At 68.0% G+C, this 14,131-nt stretch carries 12 protein-coding genes and 2 pseudogenes; 8 read left to right on the top strand and 6 right to left on the bottom strand.

What is annotated here, in order from left to right; translation table 11 throughout:
* Positions 1–1,455: 1,455 nt before the first annotated feature.
* Positions 1,456–1,926, top strand: a complete 471-nt coding sequence (locus tag AVL59_RS23785) for a hypothetical protein (protein WP_067307851.1) — start codon at positions 1,456–1,458, stop codon at positions 1,924–1,926.
* Between the two features lie 298 nt (positions 1,927–2,224).
* Complete coding sequence (locus tag AVL59_RS23790; RefSeq protein ID WP_067307853.1) at positions 2,225–3,187, top strand: phosphotransferase family protein; 963 nt, start codon at positions 2,225–2,227, stop codon at positions 3,185–3,187.
* 349 nt (positions 3,188–3,536) lie between these two features.
* On the opposite strand, the gene AVL59_RS23795 is transcribed toward AVL59_RS23790, so the two are convergent.
* Positions 3,537–4,424: a hypothetical protein gene (locus AVL59_RS23795; protein WP_159400037.1), complete on the bottom strand. Its 888-nt coding sequence runs from the start codon at positions 4,422–4,424 to the stop codon at positions 3,537–3,539.
* Between the two features lie 100 nt (positions 4,425–4,524).
* Positions 4,525–4,872 carry a hypothetical protein gene (locus AVL59_RS23800; protein WP_067307858.1) on the bottom strand — a complete coding sequence of 116 codons (348 nt, stop codon included), beginning with the start codon at positions 4,870–4,872 and terminating at the stop codon, positions 4,525–4,527.
* Positions 4,873–5,213: 341 nt separating this feature from the next.
* On the opposite strand from AVL59_RS23800, the gene AVL59_RS23805 reads away from it, so the two are divergent.
* The 5 genes from AVL59_RS23805 to AVL59_RS23825 all read left to right on the top strand — a co-directional run bounded on the left by AVL59_RS23805 (position 5,214) and on the right by AVL59_RS23825 (position 10,755).
* Positions 5,214–6,416, top strand: coding sequence for an IS110 family RNA-guided transposase (locus tag AVL59_RS23805; protein ID WP_443732255.1), 1,203 nt, complete (start codon positions 5,214–5,216; stop codon positions 6,414–6,416).
* A gap of 135 nt (positions 6,417–6,551) precedes the next feature.
* Entirely contained in the window at positions 6,552–7,829 is a 1,278-nt protein-coding gene (locus tag AVL59_RS23810) for a helix-turn-helix domain-containing protein (RefSeq protein WP_067307860.1), read from the top strand.
* Positions 7,830–8,326: 497 nt separating this feature from the next.
* Positions 8,327–8,584 (top strand): hypothetical protein, encoded by a 258-nt coding sequence (locus AVL59_RS23815; protein WP_067307862.1) that lies wholly within the window; start codon positions 8,327–8,329, stop codon positions 8,582–8,584.
* A gap of 9 nt (positions 8,585–8,593) precedes the next feature.
* A complete protein-coding gene (locus AVL59_RS23820; RefSeq protein WP_067307865.1) occupies positions 8,594–9,937 on the top strand; it encodes an endonuclease domain-containing protein in 1,344 nt (447 codons plus the stop codon).
* Positions 9,938–10,227: 290 nt separating this feature from the next.
* Positions 10,228–10,755, top strand: coding sequence for a GNAT family N-acetyltransferase (locus AVL59_RS23825; protein WP_067307868.1), 528 nt, complete (start codon positions 10,228–10,230; stop codon positions 10,753–10,755).
* 38 nt (positions 10,756–10,793) lie between these two features.
* Here the strand turns inward: AVL59_RS23825 and AVL59_RS53050 are convergent.
* The 3 genes and pseudogenes from AVL59_RS53050 to AVL59_RS49085 form a co-directional block, all read right to left on the bottom strand.
* Positions 10,794–10,886: pseudogene (locus AVL59_RS53050) on the bottom strand (IS5/IS1182 family transposase); the annotation flags it as partial.
* Between the two features lie 12 nt (positions 10,887–10,898).
* A protein-coding gene (locus AVL59_RS49080) for an IS5 family transposase (RefSeq protein ID WP_237281913.1) occupies positions 10,899–11,698 on the bottom strand; the annotation gives its coding sequence in 2 pieces (ribosomal slippage) (positions 10,899–11,360 and positions 11,363–11,698; 798 coding nt in all).
* 47 nt (positions 11,699–11,745) lie between these two features.
* A pseudogene (locus AVL59_RS49085) lies at positions 11,746–12,081 on the bottom strand (transposase); the annotation flags it as partial.
* A 99-nt stretch (positions 12,082–12,180) separates the two neighbouring features.
* Between AVL59_RS49085 and AVL59_RS23840 the strand changes: the two are divergent.
* Positions 12,181–12,633: a GNAT family N-acetyltransferase gene (locus tag AVL59_RS23840; RefSeq protein ID WP_237281642.1), complete on the top strand. Its 453-nt coding sequence runs from the start codon at positions 12,181–12,183 to the stop codon at positions 12,631–12,633.
* Between the two features lie 251 nt (positions 12,634–12,884).
* On the opposite strand, the gene AVL59_RS23845 is transcribed toward AVL59_RS23840, so the two are convergent.
* On the bottom strand, positions 12,885–14,087 hold the full coding sequence (locus AVL59_RS23845) for an IS110 family RNA-guided transposase (protein WP_443732255.1): 1,203 nt from the start codon (positions 14,085–14,087) through the stop codon (positions 12,885–12,887).
* Positions 14,088–14,131: the final 44 nt, after the last annotated feature.

The raw sequence follows: 14,131 nt of genomic DNA on the forward strand, positions 1-14,131 counted from the left end.
TTGTCAACCAAGTACTCTCGAGTTCGTCGAGCTTTCCGCTGTCGTTCGAGTCCTGCGACCACCACTGGACGCCGCCCGGTGCGGGATTGCCCGCCCACAGGATGAGGAGGACGTGGTCCCACTTTCCACCGCAGTTGTTGGCGCTGCCGTTACCCCAGACAGTCCCATGCTTCTTGTACGGGTGGCCAGCCGACAGCACGATACCTGTACAGCCTTGGCGGCGGGCATTGCGGGAGTGGCGGAAGCTGGCCCGGCCAATCCGATGGCGCTGAGACCGGCCAATGCCGCCGTGATGGCGATGCCGCGCTTGAGACGCGACGGGATTGTGAACATATCTGCTGCTTCAATGGTTGCCACGGCGCGGAATGCGCGTGTGAAGTCTGCGGCAAAGACAAAGCCTCAGCGGGCGGCGATGGCTTGGACGGTGACGGAGCACATCGCGGGGTCGGCAAGAGCCCCGGCACGCCGCTGGGGGCCGTCCGGTCGGCGGAGCGTTGGACCGGTCGGCTGGCGGATGAGGAGCGCGCCGTGCGCTGCCGAGGTTGAGCCCGGCGCACGGCCCGCACGCGCACGGCTCGGCGGGTCCAGGCGTACTTGGAGCGATGGCAGTCGTCCCGCACCTTGCCTCCGCCCGCCTTGCTGACGTAGTCGGACTGCGGGTAATAGTCGTCGCCGCCTGGGTCAGAGGCGCCTTCGCCGGAGGAGTAGGAGTCGCCCATGCCGACGAGCATGTTGTTCGGCTTGCTGGGAAGGGGTTGGAGGGCGACCGCGTCCCACGCTACGTCTTCGTCGGCGGTGGCGTTGGTGAGGGTAACGGAGGGGTGCCGGTGAAGTGGAAGGCACCGAGGCTGACCCACCAGCTGGCGTGCTGTTCCACGATTCGGCCGGGGCTGGTGCTGTCTGACCCGCCGATCACATAGAGGGCTTGCCGGGTTTGGGCCCCTGTGTCAGGAAGGTGCACCATCGCCCTGGCGCAGGACATGCTCTTGTCGAGGGTCCAGGTGCCCTTGCTGGTCATCCGTCCGCTGTCGCCGCCGAGGTGGTGGATGTCGCGGGTGTGGGAGTACCAGAACTGGCCGCCGTGGCCACCGCCGATCTGGTATAGGTCGCCCTTGGCCTCGTACTGTCCGAAGCCGGGGCCGGTCGCGGCGGGGTCGGGGTTGAACGTGAACTGGAAGTGGCCGTTGTCGGCGTCGGAGGATCCGCAGTTGCTGTAGGACTGGGGGTTTTGTCCGGGACGGATTCCACGATCAGCGCCCCGGCAGGAGCATCGGCGCAGTCGGGGGTGCCGTACTGCAACCGGTAGCCGCGTCCCGGTTCCTCGCGCAGCGTCTCGTACTTGATGTTCTCGTGGCCGCAGTTGGTGTCGCAGGGCCGCTTCCACGTGACGTTCGATTCGTGCTTGTCCGCCGACCTCACCACCGAATCCGACTACCCGAGAGGACCCAACACCTGATGTCCATATGGCCTTCGATCGTTGCCGTACTCGGTACCCTCGCCGGTGCCCTGACCGCCGGACTCCTCCAGCACCGTTCGGCACGCACCGCACGCGCCGAGGAGCGCGCCGACAGCCACCGCCAGGACCAGCTCGGCGCCGTCACCGACTTCGCGGCCGCCCTGGACGCGCACCGCTCGGCGATGTTCCATCGTGAGCGCCTGGCACTGACCGAGGCAGGCACCGAGCACCAGCTGGAAGCCCAGACGAGGTCCCACGACACCCGGGCGGCAATCACCGCGCCCCACATCCGCCTTCAGGTCCTGGTCCCCGAGCTGGCCGGCCCCGCCCAGCAGGCCGCAGATGCCACGTCCGCGCTACGCAAGGCCACCAACCGGACCGAGCTGGACGCCCGGCGCCATGCGGCCAAGGAAGCATCCGTCGCATTCATCGCCGCGGCCGCCACGCTGCTGAGCCCCAACAACCGCTGACTGAGGACGACCACTGTCAGCGACCTGGCCCTCCGGTCGTGCCGGTCCCACGGCAGCTTTACGGGCGCGCCTGATTCGAACTGCTTCGCAAGATGATCCTGCTTCAGTGATTGATCGCGACGGCTCCTCGCGATCAATGCCAGGATCCGCTGTACGGGGACTTTCCAGGCTGTAGCCACGGCTCGATGCGAGTGCCTGAATGGTGCCTGCGGCAGCTGCGAGAGGAGCAGAGCAGTGCTGCCTTTGCCTCCAAGGAAAGCTTTTGCGCATGCCGTCGTCCGGATGTTGAGGTGGCACGGTGACCAACCATGATGAGGCGGCGGCTGTCCGACCGTTGACCCTGGCTTGGGTAAGCCGGCACCTGGAGGTCGGCGAACGGGTCGTTAGAACCGAGGTGCTGCGCGGCGGCATCACTGCCGAAATGCGGAGGCTGACCATCGGCACGCGGGATGGAGGCACCCGTGACCTGGTGCTGCGGACCTTCGTCGACCCGTTCTATATGGAGCGCGCCGAGGACTGGCTGGACAGGGAGGCCGGCGCCCTGACCCTGCTCACGGGGACCGGCGTGCCGGCTCCTGGACTGGTCGCAGTTGATCCGACCGCCGCGCATTGCGAGTATCCATCGCTCCTGATGACACATCTGGCGGGCCGGACGGTCCTCGACGATGAGGGATCGGAGAGGCGCGTTCCCCTGCTGGCCCGTCAACTCGTGGCGATCCACGCGTTGCGACCCGCCGAGCGGCCCCGGAAGTATGTGACGTTGACGACCGCCGACACCGTCGTGGTCCCGAAGGGCGCCGACGCGGCGGCATGGGCCGCGGCGATCGACGTGATCCGCAACCCCGCGCCGCCCTATGAAGGGCGATTCCTGCACTGGGACTTCCAACCCGGCAACGTGCTGTTCGACGTGCCACCCTCAAAGCCGGCAGGTGCCCGGATCACCGGCGTCGTCGACTGGGCAGCGGCCTCCTGGGGCCCGGCGGATCTCGATGTGGCGCACTGCTCCACCAATCTCGCGCTGCTGCACGGCCCGGCGTGGGGTCTGCGGTTCACTGAGGCGTATGAGGAGGCCGGCGGAGTGCTGGCCGCGGCTACGAGCGAACGGTTGTACTGGCTGGTGCGGGACGGGCTGGCGTGCTCGGAAGAAGTGCAGTTGCTGGCGCAGTCATGGCAGAAGGCGGGGAGGACAGAGCTGACGACGCGAGTTGTGGAGGAGCGGCTGGATGCCTATGTCACCGCCCTGATGGACGCGCTGGGCTGAACCAGAGCGGCCGGGGGCGCCGACACGGTGCCGAGCACCGGGCCAGGCTGCCACGTCCGGGAGCGGAGCCGATCGCACACCCGCACCGGGGCACCCCCGAGTACGGGCCGGCTCCCGGCCGACAACTCTGCGACGCCTCCGAATCGAACGGCAATATCACTCGTCGTAACGGCTCCCCAAGATCTGTGCCAGAGCCCGTAACTCGTAAAGAAGGCCGGGGCTGCCGCGCCCCGGCCGGGCTGGCTGGGCGCGGCAACCGGGCTGGGTTTCCAGTCTGAGGGCGCCTTGGCGTGCCGTCGGCGGGGTCTTGGCGGCAGACGCCGGGCCGCCCGACAGGGCGTGGTGGCGCTCACTCTGGCTTGCTGTCCGCAATGATCTTCTTGGCCATGGCGATCTGCTTGTCGAGCCGTTCTTTGAAGCGCGCCAGTCCGGCTGTCGTGGCCGTGATGTACTGCTTGTCGTAGCCGCTCTGGACAGCGACGGTGATCCCCATGAAGTTCGTGGATTGCTTGCAGGCCATGTCGGTGGTGGCGGTCGCGATCTCGGCCCGGCTGTGGGTCACGGAGCTCTGGGTACTCATCGCCGGGGCGCGCCAACGCGGGTCCATGTAGGCGTCCGCAGGCGTCGCGTACACGAACCCGTGCGCCTTCATGCATGCGCTCCATTTGTGTTCGGCGTCTACAACTCGCGGATCGTGCAGTGGTTCCTTGGGGCCCCCTCCCGGCAGCGCCGACGCATCGGCTCCCAGGAGGAGCGATCCACCGACGGCACCGAGACCTGCCTTCAGGCAACCGCCCCTGGGCACGGTCTTGCCCCGGAACTCGGAGATGGCGGCACCGGTGTCGTCCCGGCCGATGTAGACCCGCCGAGCCGCATCCGACATCCGTGCCCCGGACGGGGGCATGACGACGGCGTCGTACCCCTTGGTCGCCGCCTGGTCCGGGGCGAAGTAGCCGTAGAGCTGCGATCGCACATCGCGCCGCCAGGTCTCGTCCGTTGCCGGGTCCGGGCCAGGCACCTGAGAAATACCGAACCCTTTCAAGCACTTGATGCTCGACATATAGGCGGCGCGTTCCACGATCCGACTTTGCTCCCCAGTGGGAAGGTAAGCGTCGACCGGCCGTACCACCTGGTCGACACGGGTGATGGCAGCAATCTTGCGCACCGGCGGCAGGGCCGGCCGGTCGGCTGCCGCACCACAGCCCGCGAGAACCACGACCAGCGTGGCGGCAGCCATCGTCCGTAAGAGCTTCATTCTCGTCCTTCGCAGGAGTGGCGCCCGCCGCCGCATGGAAGCGTCGGCGGGCGCCGGGTTCACGGACCGTTCCAGCCGAGGGTCACGTCCAGCCGGGGTTGTCGATCTCCAGCGCGTAGGTGATCGTGCCGCCCAGGTAGACGCTCTTCTGGCCTGGCTGCAGCTGCAGCGGCTTGTCCCCGGTCGCGTTATAGAACTGCGCCCAGTTCCAGTTCGTCTGCTCGTAGGCGACGGGGGAGATCTGGCCCACGCCGAAGAGCTGTTGGGTGTTCTTGTAGCCGATGGAACCCGCGGCGCAGTAATTCGTGGTGCCGGTGGTGAACACGGTGAGCCCGTTGGTCGGGCAGTTCACCCTGTCGATCGCGTGCGCGGGCGCGGCCATCGCCAGGCCGGCGCCTGCCAGAGCGAGGGCCGAGACAGCGGCTCCCACCTTCCTGTGAATACTCCCACCACGGGGACTGGTTCGGGTCGAGCGACGCATGCGCTTGTTCCTTTCGTTGAGGTTTCCGGTCCTGATCGTCCGCAGCCCCCCCCCATTACCGTCTTCGTGGCCCCGCAACGGGGTTACCGGCCTTCGGAGTTGGCATGACTGCCTCCCCTTGTCGAGTGCATGGCCTGGGGGGTGGTGTCACCAGCTCCGGAGGCACTGACAGACCGCTGATTAGGGGCATGACCACCGGCCTTTCCCCAGGTCGGGAGGCTCTTCGTAATGTGGATGTGGCGATCAGTGCCGTGGCAGGGCCGGACGAGTACGACCGGAGGACACTGCACGTGATCGACACCCGCGACATCGACGTCTACCTCGGCCTGGACGTGGGCAAGGGCGAACACCACGCCACCGCCGTCACCCCGGCCGGCAAGAAAGCCTTCGACAAGCGGCTGCCCAACAGCGAGCCCAAACTCCGTGAGGTCTTCGCGAAACTGCAGGCCAAGCACGGCACCGTCCTCGTGGTCGTCGACCAGCCGGCCACGATCGGGGCCCTGCCGCTGGCCGTCGCCCGCGACATGGGCTGCCAGGTCGCCTATCTGCCCGGCCTCACGATGCGGCGGATAGCCGACCTCTACCCCGGCGAGGCCAAGACCGACGCCCGCGACGCATTCATCATCGCGGACGCAGCCCGCGCCATGCCGCACACCTTGCGCTCGCTCGACCTGGACGACGCCACCGTCGCCGAGCTGGAGATGATCGTCGGCTTCGACGACGACCTCGCCGCCGAAGCCACCCGACTGTCCAACCGGCTCCGCGGCCTGTTCACCCAGGTCCACCCTCACCTCGAACGCGTCCTGGGCCCGCGCATGCAGCACCCCGCCGTGCTGAAACTGCTCAGCCAGTTCGGCTCCCCAGCCCAGATCCGCAAGGCCGGACGCCGAAGGCTGATCACCCTGATCCGCCCCAAGGCTCCCAGGATGACGGAACGGCTGATCGACGAGGTCTTCACCGCACTCGACGAACAGACGGTCATCGTCCCGGGCACGGACGCAGCCGCGCTGATCGTCCCCAGCCTGGCCGACTCGCTCCAAGCAGTCCTCGACCAGCGCAAACTCCTCGCTCACCGGATCGAGGAACTCCTGGAGGCCCACCCTCTTTCCCAGGTCCTGATGTCCATGCCCGGCATCGGCATCAGGACCGGAGCCCGCATCCTCATCGACGTCGGCGACGGCACCAACTTCCCGTCCGCCGCCCACTTGGCCGCCTACGCCGGCCTCGCCCCGGCAACGAGAAGCTCGGGCTCCTCGATCCGCGGCGAACAGCCCTCCCGCCGGGGAAACAAGCAGCTCAAGCGGGCTTTCTTCCTCTCCGCCTTCGCTGCCCTGGCCGACCCGACCTCCCGCACCTACTACGACAAGAAGATCGCCCAGGGAAAGCACCACACCCAAGCCCTCCTCTGCCTCGCCAGACGTCGGGCCGACGTGCTCTTCGCCATGCTCCGCGACGGCACCTTCTACCAACCCCCAACCCCGATCACCCCTTGACCAAAGTCATAGGGGCACCCCCCCCACGGCAGTGACCAGGCAGAACGGCCGGAAGAAGAATCGGCAGCTTTCCCGGCAGATATCCCCTGTGGTGTACTCACCTGCGCAGATCTGGATCATCCGGCGGGGGGCGTGATGAACGAGGACGGATTCGGGGCACTGTTACGCGCCCGGCGCAGCGGGGCCGGGCTGACGCAGGAGGAGCTCGCCGAACGCTCGGGACTGAGCGTGCGGGCCATCCGTGACCTCGAGCACGGCAGGGTCGCCCGGCCCCGCCGGGAAACGCTGCGGCTGCTGGCCACGGCCCTCGGCCTGCCAGAGGACGAGGGCGAGGAACTCCTTCGCCTTGCCCGCCAGGCGTTACCACCGGCCCGACCCGGGCGCGCCGACGCCGAGTTACCGACCGCTCCCGCCACGACGGCACCCACCCGCGGTGACGATCCGCATCCAGCACTCGTCCCGCCAGACGAGCCGGCCACGCTCCCCAGCGGCGAGGCCAGCGGCCATCAAGCCGGACACGAGCGTGGGAGAAGACCCGCGGCACACTACGGCATCCTGCTCACCGCCCTGCTGACGGTCACCGCGCTCTCCTCCGACCGAAGCCCGCTGCCCGCGCCGCCGTCCCACGACAGCCCCCGTGCCTCCCGGACCACGCATAGAAGCCCGCTGCCCGCACTGCCGTCCCACCACGGCCCGCGCGTCTCCCGGACCACGAGTAGGGGTGCCTATGCCGCCCGGATCGGCAACTACGACGTCACGTCCCCTTACGGTCCGTTGATCACCGGGACCGATCTGCAGGTGCTGCACACGGTCGCCCGCGGCGAGACACTGATCGTCACCGTCGCGCTCACCGGTGCGGGCTCAGGTGCGGTCACCGTGACCGACACGGCCGGAAACACCTACCGGCCGGCCGGGCAGATCAACGACCACGGCCGCCTGCAGCTCTTCGCAGTCCTCCGTGCCAGGCCGCTGGACACGCTCGATCAGATCACCATTCGCTGGCCGAGAGCCACCGCCGCCCACACCGCAGTCGACGCATTCCGGGGGATCACCGCCGCCGGACCCTGGACCGAGGCCGAATCAGACATCGGCCACTGGATCCCCGCCGGATCGGACACCGGCACCAGCACCGAATCCATCAACATGGGCGGCCTGCCACTGTGTTCCGCAGGTGACCTCATCTTCACCGCCGTGAACGCCTCAACCGGCCCCGCCCCCCAATTCGATGCGCCCTGGCAGGAAACGCCCTGGCAGCCCGTGGACCCGACACCCCACAACCCCACGCTCACGACGGCCTACCGCTCCATCACCTCCACAGCCAACGACTGCACGGTCCAGGGCACCGCGACCCCACCATGGCAGTCCATCACCCTGCGCCTCCACGCAATGGCAAGACCAAGCAGCACGCACTGAAGTCGATGCCTGGCATCCTGCTGCGTTGCCGGACAGACCACCGCTCCGCCGCCCTCGGCACCACGACCGGCAAGGAGACCGTGCGCGCGCACTGACGGCTCCCGAGCTCCTCACTCCCCCACCAACCGTGCATCAGCGTCGTGCCAGCAGCAGTCAGGGTGAAGCGGTAGCGGCCGGGGTTCACAGCCGCCACCCGGCGATCATGCAGTCGCAGGAGGAGTCCTGCCAGCGCAGGCCCAGTCCGGGCACGGTCCGCCGGCAAGTCGCGACGGCCGGCGCCCCGCAGGCTGAGCACGGATAGCGGCTCGGCGAGTAGATGCGGTCCCGGCTTCCGGAGTACCGCAACAGCCCGCCCGGGACTGGATCCAGGGTCGCGAGACCGATACCCAGGGCCGCGAGGATCTGCAGGTCATCCCCACATGACCGCCCCCTTGTCGCCCCCTGATCCCGCGGGCAGCGCACCGCCCATTATCGAACATGCAAACGAACCATGTCCGGTGACCCGTCTCGACATGCTGCGCTTCGCCCGCCGCGTCGTCGAACAGCAGGCCACACGGCAGCTGGCCCTCATCGACCGGTGGATCGCAGACGAGGAGCAGCGCGAGGCGCAGCGACGGGCAGCCGGGGCGCGTAAGGACCGGGCGGCGGCCTGGCTGATCCAGTACGGCCTGAACCGGACCAACGCCGACGCCATGCACGTCGGTGACTGCTGGGCGGCAAGGAAGACCGGGCGGTGCCGCGTTGCAGGCCGTTAGCCTGTCGGTATGTCAGAGCGTGTCATGCCCGGTCGTACGGACGGCCTGATCACCCTGGGGGCCGCGGACGCTCTGTGGGTCGATTTGACGGCCGACAGTGCTGTGCCGACGGCTTCCGGGGCATTCACCTGCTCTCCTTCCTGTGCCCGGGTGGGGTACGTCCTGCTCGGCGGCCATGCGGTGGCCACGGTGAAAGCGAGCGGCAGTCAGTGGAGTGTTCCGGAGGTTGAGGTGCGCCGGGCGGCCGCGGAACTGAACGCGGTGGGGATGGATGGGCAAGACCTCGTCCGCATCGGTCCGTTTCGTGGGGCGCCGAGGCAGGCGTGCAACGAGGAAACGCCCCTGCGTTGGCGCCAGCGCATCACGCGGGAACTGCAGGAGCTGCGCGGCCCCGAGCGGGCAGCACGACGTGAAGACGCCCAGCCATACCATCTGGCGGGGATCGACTGGCGGCAGATACTCGTGGAGCAGACCCGCGACGGGACACAGCGGACGTGGTGGCTGCCGCGCGCTGTGGTCAGGCTGCTCGACGCGGCCGAGCACACCGAAACGCAGTGGCTGCAAGCCGCGCGAACCCGCCAGGCAGGCGCAGCCGTCACCGAGCCACCCTCCCACCCCCGCCAGGCACGAGCCGCCGACGGCCGGCAGACGACCAGCCCCGAGGGCCCCAACGCCTCACTGCGCCCGTACAACGCAGAGCTGGAAGGCCAGCTGTACTCGGTGCTCAGCAGGAAGCCCGGCACCTCCCGCAGGGTGGCCGGGTGGGCATGCGCCGTCTGCCGCACCGCGCCCGCCGCCGTCCTCGACCACTGCCACGAACACGGCTACGTCCGCGCCCCCGTCTGCCAGTCCTGCAACACACAAGAACGGCCCGACCACCTGTACAGCAACGACATCCGCGTGGCGAACCGCTACACACGCCTCTTCCACACCGAAGCCGACCACTGGCTCCGCCACTGGCACCGCTGCCCCGGCTGCCGCGCACGCAACACCCTGCCCCTGCCGCACCTTGCCGCATGGACCGCCCACATAGCCTGCCGATCGCTGCGCCCGACCCACCGCGCCCCCCGCGGGCGCAAGCCCTGCGGTGTCCTGCGCGTGTCCTGGACAGGCAGCCAGAACGCGCCCCGATCCTGCCTGCTCACAGTCACCGTCGACTTCTGCCCCTCCGGCGAGCACCGCGTCCTGGCCCAAGTCCCCTACCGCGAAGCCGCCGAGCGGTTTCGCATCTGGTTGGCCGAGACAGCCCCCGCCGTAGCAGCCGCAGCCGGTCCTGACCGCTTGGACGGCCTCCCTGCCCAGATCCGACCAGTCATCGCGGACACCAGCGGCGAGGACCAAGCACTGTTCTGAGCGAACACCGGGAGACCTGACACCCCAACGTCACCCCGCAGTTGCCGGCACCCGACACCCCGCACGCCCCAGCGAAATGCGCAGCAGAGTTACCCCGGACCCTGCTGCGCGATTGCAGGACGTGGCCAGTGATGCGATAGGAGGCGCCCCTTGAAGCCCAGGCGCCATCGACCCATCAGACACGGCTTAACTGATCATTTCAGAATGAAGCGCTTGGCCAGAAGTGTCGGCTCTTGCGGCTCGCATAGGCTGGCCGGTCTCATCCGACGCACCGCGACGAGGATCAGCCCATGCACAACAGCACCAGGATCCGCCTGATCGAGCCCGCCGACGCCGCCCCGATAGCCGCGCATCGGGTGCGGGACCTCGAGGCTTTCCGGCCGTGGGAACCGGCCCAACCGGCCGACTTCTTCACCCCGGAGGGCCAGGCAGAACGGATCGACAGGCTGCTGGCCGGATACCGGGCCGGCTCGGTCTGGCCAGGCGTGGTGCTCGCCGACGACCAGGTGATCGGGCAGGTCACCGTCGGAGGCATCCTGCCGCAGCCGCACCTGCGCCGCGGCTCCGTCGGATACTGGATCGCCAGCGTCGCCCAGAACAAAGGGCACGCCGGTCACGCCGTCGGGCTTGTACTCCGGGTGATGACGGACGAACTCGGGTTGCACCGCGCCGAGGCATCCACCAATCTGGAGAACCTGCCGTCGCAACGGGTGCTGCGCCGCAACGGGTTCAGCCCGTACGGCGTCGCACACTCCTCGATCTTTCTCGACGGGAGCTGGCGGGACGGGCTGCTGTGGGAGCGAATCCTGGGCGACTGACTGATCGTTACACAACGAGGTCCGCAGGCGGCGGAGGCAATGAGGCTGCAGGCCAGTTCGAGCAGGCCCTGTTGGAGGTCAGCACGCCGTTCGTAGCGGATGCGGAGTCGTTTGAACTGGTGAAGCCAGGCTAAGAAGTCATCTCATTTGGTGAGTCTGCGGTAGCAGATGAGGGTGCAGGCGATGCTGGTGAAGGCCAGGAAGTGTTCGGCTTTGCGTTCGTAGCGGCGGTGGAGGCGGCGGCATCCGGCGAGCCAGGCCATGGTGCGTTCGATCGTCCAGCGGTGGCGGCCCAGCCGTGTGGAGGGCTCGATGCCTTTGCGGGCGATGCGATGTCGGATGCCGCGGCTGCGTAACCATCGGCGCAGGTGGTTGTAGTCGTAGCCTTTGTCGCCGTGGAGTTTGGCGGGCCGTCGTCGGCGCGGTCCGCGCCGGGAGCGAATGGGTAGGATGCCTCGCACGAGCGGTTCGAGGGCCTGGCTGTCGTGCAGGTTGGCACCGGATATCCCGACGGACAGGGGCAGCCCGGTACGCTCGGTGATCAAGTGGATCTTTGAACCGTACTTGCCGCGATCCACCGGATTCGGACCTGTCAGGTCCCCTTTTTCAGGGCTCGCATGTTCACCGAGTCGATCGCGCAGCGAGACCAGTCCAGTTCACCGCGAGAGCCGAGTTCGTCGAGGACCAGGCGATGGAGCTTCGCCCACACCCGGGCCTTCGACCACTCGGCGAAGCGCCGGTGAGCCGTGGGCCCTGAAAGCCCGAACGAGGCGGACGGCAGTTGCTGCCACGTGCAGCCCGACGTGGCCACGAACACGATCGCAGCCAACACCTCCCGGTCGCCGTGCCGGCGCCGGCCACCACCCTGAGGCCGACTCGGCGCCTCCGGAACCACTCGCTGGAACAACTCCCACAGCTCATCCGGCACAAGCCGCTCAACGATCCCCACATCTGGAGCCTATCGAACACCCCAAATGAGATGACCTCTAAGGCGCGCTCGACTGCCCAGCGGACCTTGCCCAGTCCGGAGCCGTGGGCGGCACCGCGTCGGGCTATCACGGGTTTGATGCCGCGTTTCCACAGCAGGCGGCGGTACTTGTCGAAGTCATAGCCCCGGTCGGCGTCCAGTCGCCGGGGCGTGCGCCGAGAGCGTCCCCGCAGGCCCCTGATCGGGAGAACCGCATTCAGCAGGGGCAGAAGCTGAGTGACGTCGTGCCGGTTGCCGCCGGTGAGCGTGACGGCGAGCGGGGTTCCGTGCCGGTCGCTGGTCGTCACTCCAGCAGTCCCTGCTAGCGTCGGCCGGGCCAGGTGATCGACTATGGACGGATGGTCGGATGTTTCCTGAGACGGTGCTTCACACCGAACGACTGATGCTCCGTCCGTTCACCGACGCCGACATCGCAGACACGCAGGCGAGTTGCGCCGATGCTCTCACCACTCAATGACGTCACCGACTGGTGCACCACTGCCGCCCATACCCTTCGTGAGTCCGGCGACGGCATCCACTTCGCGGTCACCGACGCCCGCACCGCGCGACTGATGGGCACCGTCGGATTGAAGAAGACCGACTGGCGAGCTCTGGTGAGCGAGGTCGGCTACTGGGTATGCCCTTGGGCCCGCGGCCGCGGGATCGCCGCTGAGGCAACCAAGGCATTGGCCCAATGGCTATTGGCCGACCAGCAGTTCCAGCGTCTGGAACTCCGAGCCGCCACCGAGAACACCGCTTCCCAGAAGGCCGCGCTGAAGGCAGGTTTCCACCGCAAAGGCATCCTGCGAAACGCAGGATTCGTGCACACCGGCCGGGTCGACCTCATCGTGTTCTCCATACTCCGAGACGACCTCACGCCACCAAACAACAGCGCCGCAGACACGGCATAAGACCGGTGATCGTTAACGAGGAAGCTGCGTGGCTTCTGTTTCGCCCCAATCCACAGGCCTCAGAGGTCGTTGTCTTTCCAAACCTCGTGGGCGGATTCCGCTGCTCAGACATGGGATGGCAGCTCTCGCGGAAGTCTCGGCCCGTCGTTGGCCGAGATGTTGCGGGGGTGGTGGATACCGTCGATGCGGGCGGTCTTGGAAGCGCGGCGGAAGGCCGCGGCAGTGCGGGGGGGGTGCCCCTATGACTTTGGTCAAGGGGTGATCGGGGTTGGGGGTTGGTAGAAGGTGCCGTCGCGGAGCATGGCGAAGAGCACGTCGGCCCGACGTCTGGCGAGGCAGAGGAGGGCTTGGGTGTGGTGCTTTCCCTGGGCGATCTTCTTGTCGTAGTAGGTGCGGGAGGTCGGGTCGGCCAGGGCAGCGAAGGCGGAGAGGAAGAAAGCCCGCTTGAGCTGCTTGTTTCCCCGGCGGGAGGGCTGTTCGCCGCGGATCGAGGAGCCCGAGCTTCTCGTTGCCGGGGCGAGGCCGGCGTAGGCGGCCAAGTGGGCGGCGGACGGGAAGTTGGTGCCGTCGCCGACGTCGATGAGGATGCGGGCTCCGGTCCTGATGCCGATGCCGGGCATGGACATCAGGACCTGGGAAAGAGGGTGGGCCTCCAGGAGTTCCTCGATCCGGTGAGCGAGGAGTTTGCGCTGGTCGAGGACTGCTTGGAGCGAGTCGGCCAGGCTGGGGACGATCAGCGCGGCTGCGTCCGTGCCCGGGACGATGACCGTCTGTTCGTCGAGTGCGGTGAAGACCTCGTCGATCAGCCGTTCCGTCATCCTGGGAGCCTTGGGGCGGATCAGGGTGATCAGCCTTCGGCGTCCGGCCTTGCGGATCTGGGCTGGGGAGCCGAACTGGCTGAGCAGTTTCAGCACGGCGGGGTGCTGCATGCGCGGGCCCAGGACGCGTTCGAGGTGAGGGTGGACCTGGGTGAACAGGCCGCGGAGCCGGTTGGACAGTCGGGTGGCTTCGGCGGCGAGGTCGTCGTCGAAGCCGACGATCATCTCCAGCTCGGCGACGGTGGCGTCGTCCAGGTCGAGCGAGCGCAAGGTGTGCGGCATGGCGCGGGCTGCGTCCGCGATGATGAATGCGTCGCGGGCGTCGGTCTTGGCCTCGCCGGGGTAGAGGTCGGCTATCCGCCGCATCGTGAGGCCGGGCAGATAGGCGACCTGGCAGCCCATGTCGCGGGCGACGGCCAGCGGCAGGGCCCCGATCGTGGCCGGCTGGTCGACGACCACGAGGACGGTGCCGTGCTTGGCCTGCAGTTTCGCGAAGACCTCACGGAGTTTGGGCTCGCTGTTGGGCAGCCGCTTGTCGAAGGCTTTCTTGCCGGCCGGGGTGACGGCGGTGGCGTGGTGTTCGCCCTTGCCCACGTCCAGGCCGAGGTAGACGTCGATGTCGCGGGTGTCGATCACGTGCAGTGTCCTCCGGTCGTACTCGTCCGGCCCTGCCACGGCAC

It is taken from the genome of Streptomyces griseochromogenes (assembly GCF_001542625.1).
GTDB classification, from domain to species: domain Bacteria; phylum Actinomycetota; class Actinomycetes; order Streptomycetales; family Streptomycetaceae; genus Streptomyces; species Streptomyces griseochromogenes.

Bases quoted from the DNA above. Each gene is read 5' to 3' on its own strand.
- AVL59_RS23840 (WP_237281642.1), top strand. From the start codon at position 12,181: ATGCTCTCACCACTCAATGACGTCACCGACTGGTGCACCACTGCCGCC.
- AVL59_RS23785 (WP_067307851.1), top strand. From the start codon at position 1,456: ATGTCCATATGGCCTTCGATCGTTGCCGTACTCGGTACCCTCGCCGGT.
- AVL59_RS23820 (WP_067307865.1), top strand. From the start codon at position 8,594: ATGTCAGAGCGTGTCATGCCCGGTCGTACGGACGGCCTGATCACCCTG.
- AVL59_RS23825 (WP_067307868.1), top strand. From the start codon at position 10,228: ATGCACAACAGCACCAGGATCCGCCTGATCGAGCCCGCCGACGCCGCC.
- AVL59_RS23795 (WP_159400037.1), bottom strand. From the start codon at position 4,424: ATGGCTGCCGCCACGCTGGTCGTGGTTCTCGCGGGCTGTGGTGCGGCA.
- AVL59_RS23810 (WP_067307860.1), top strand. From the start codon at position 6,552: ATGAACGAGGACGGATTCGGGGCACTGTTACGCGCCCGGCGCAGCGGG.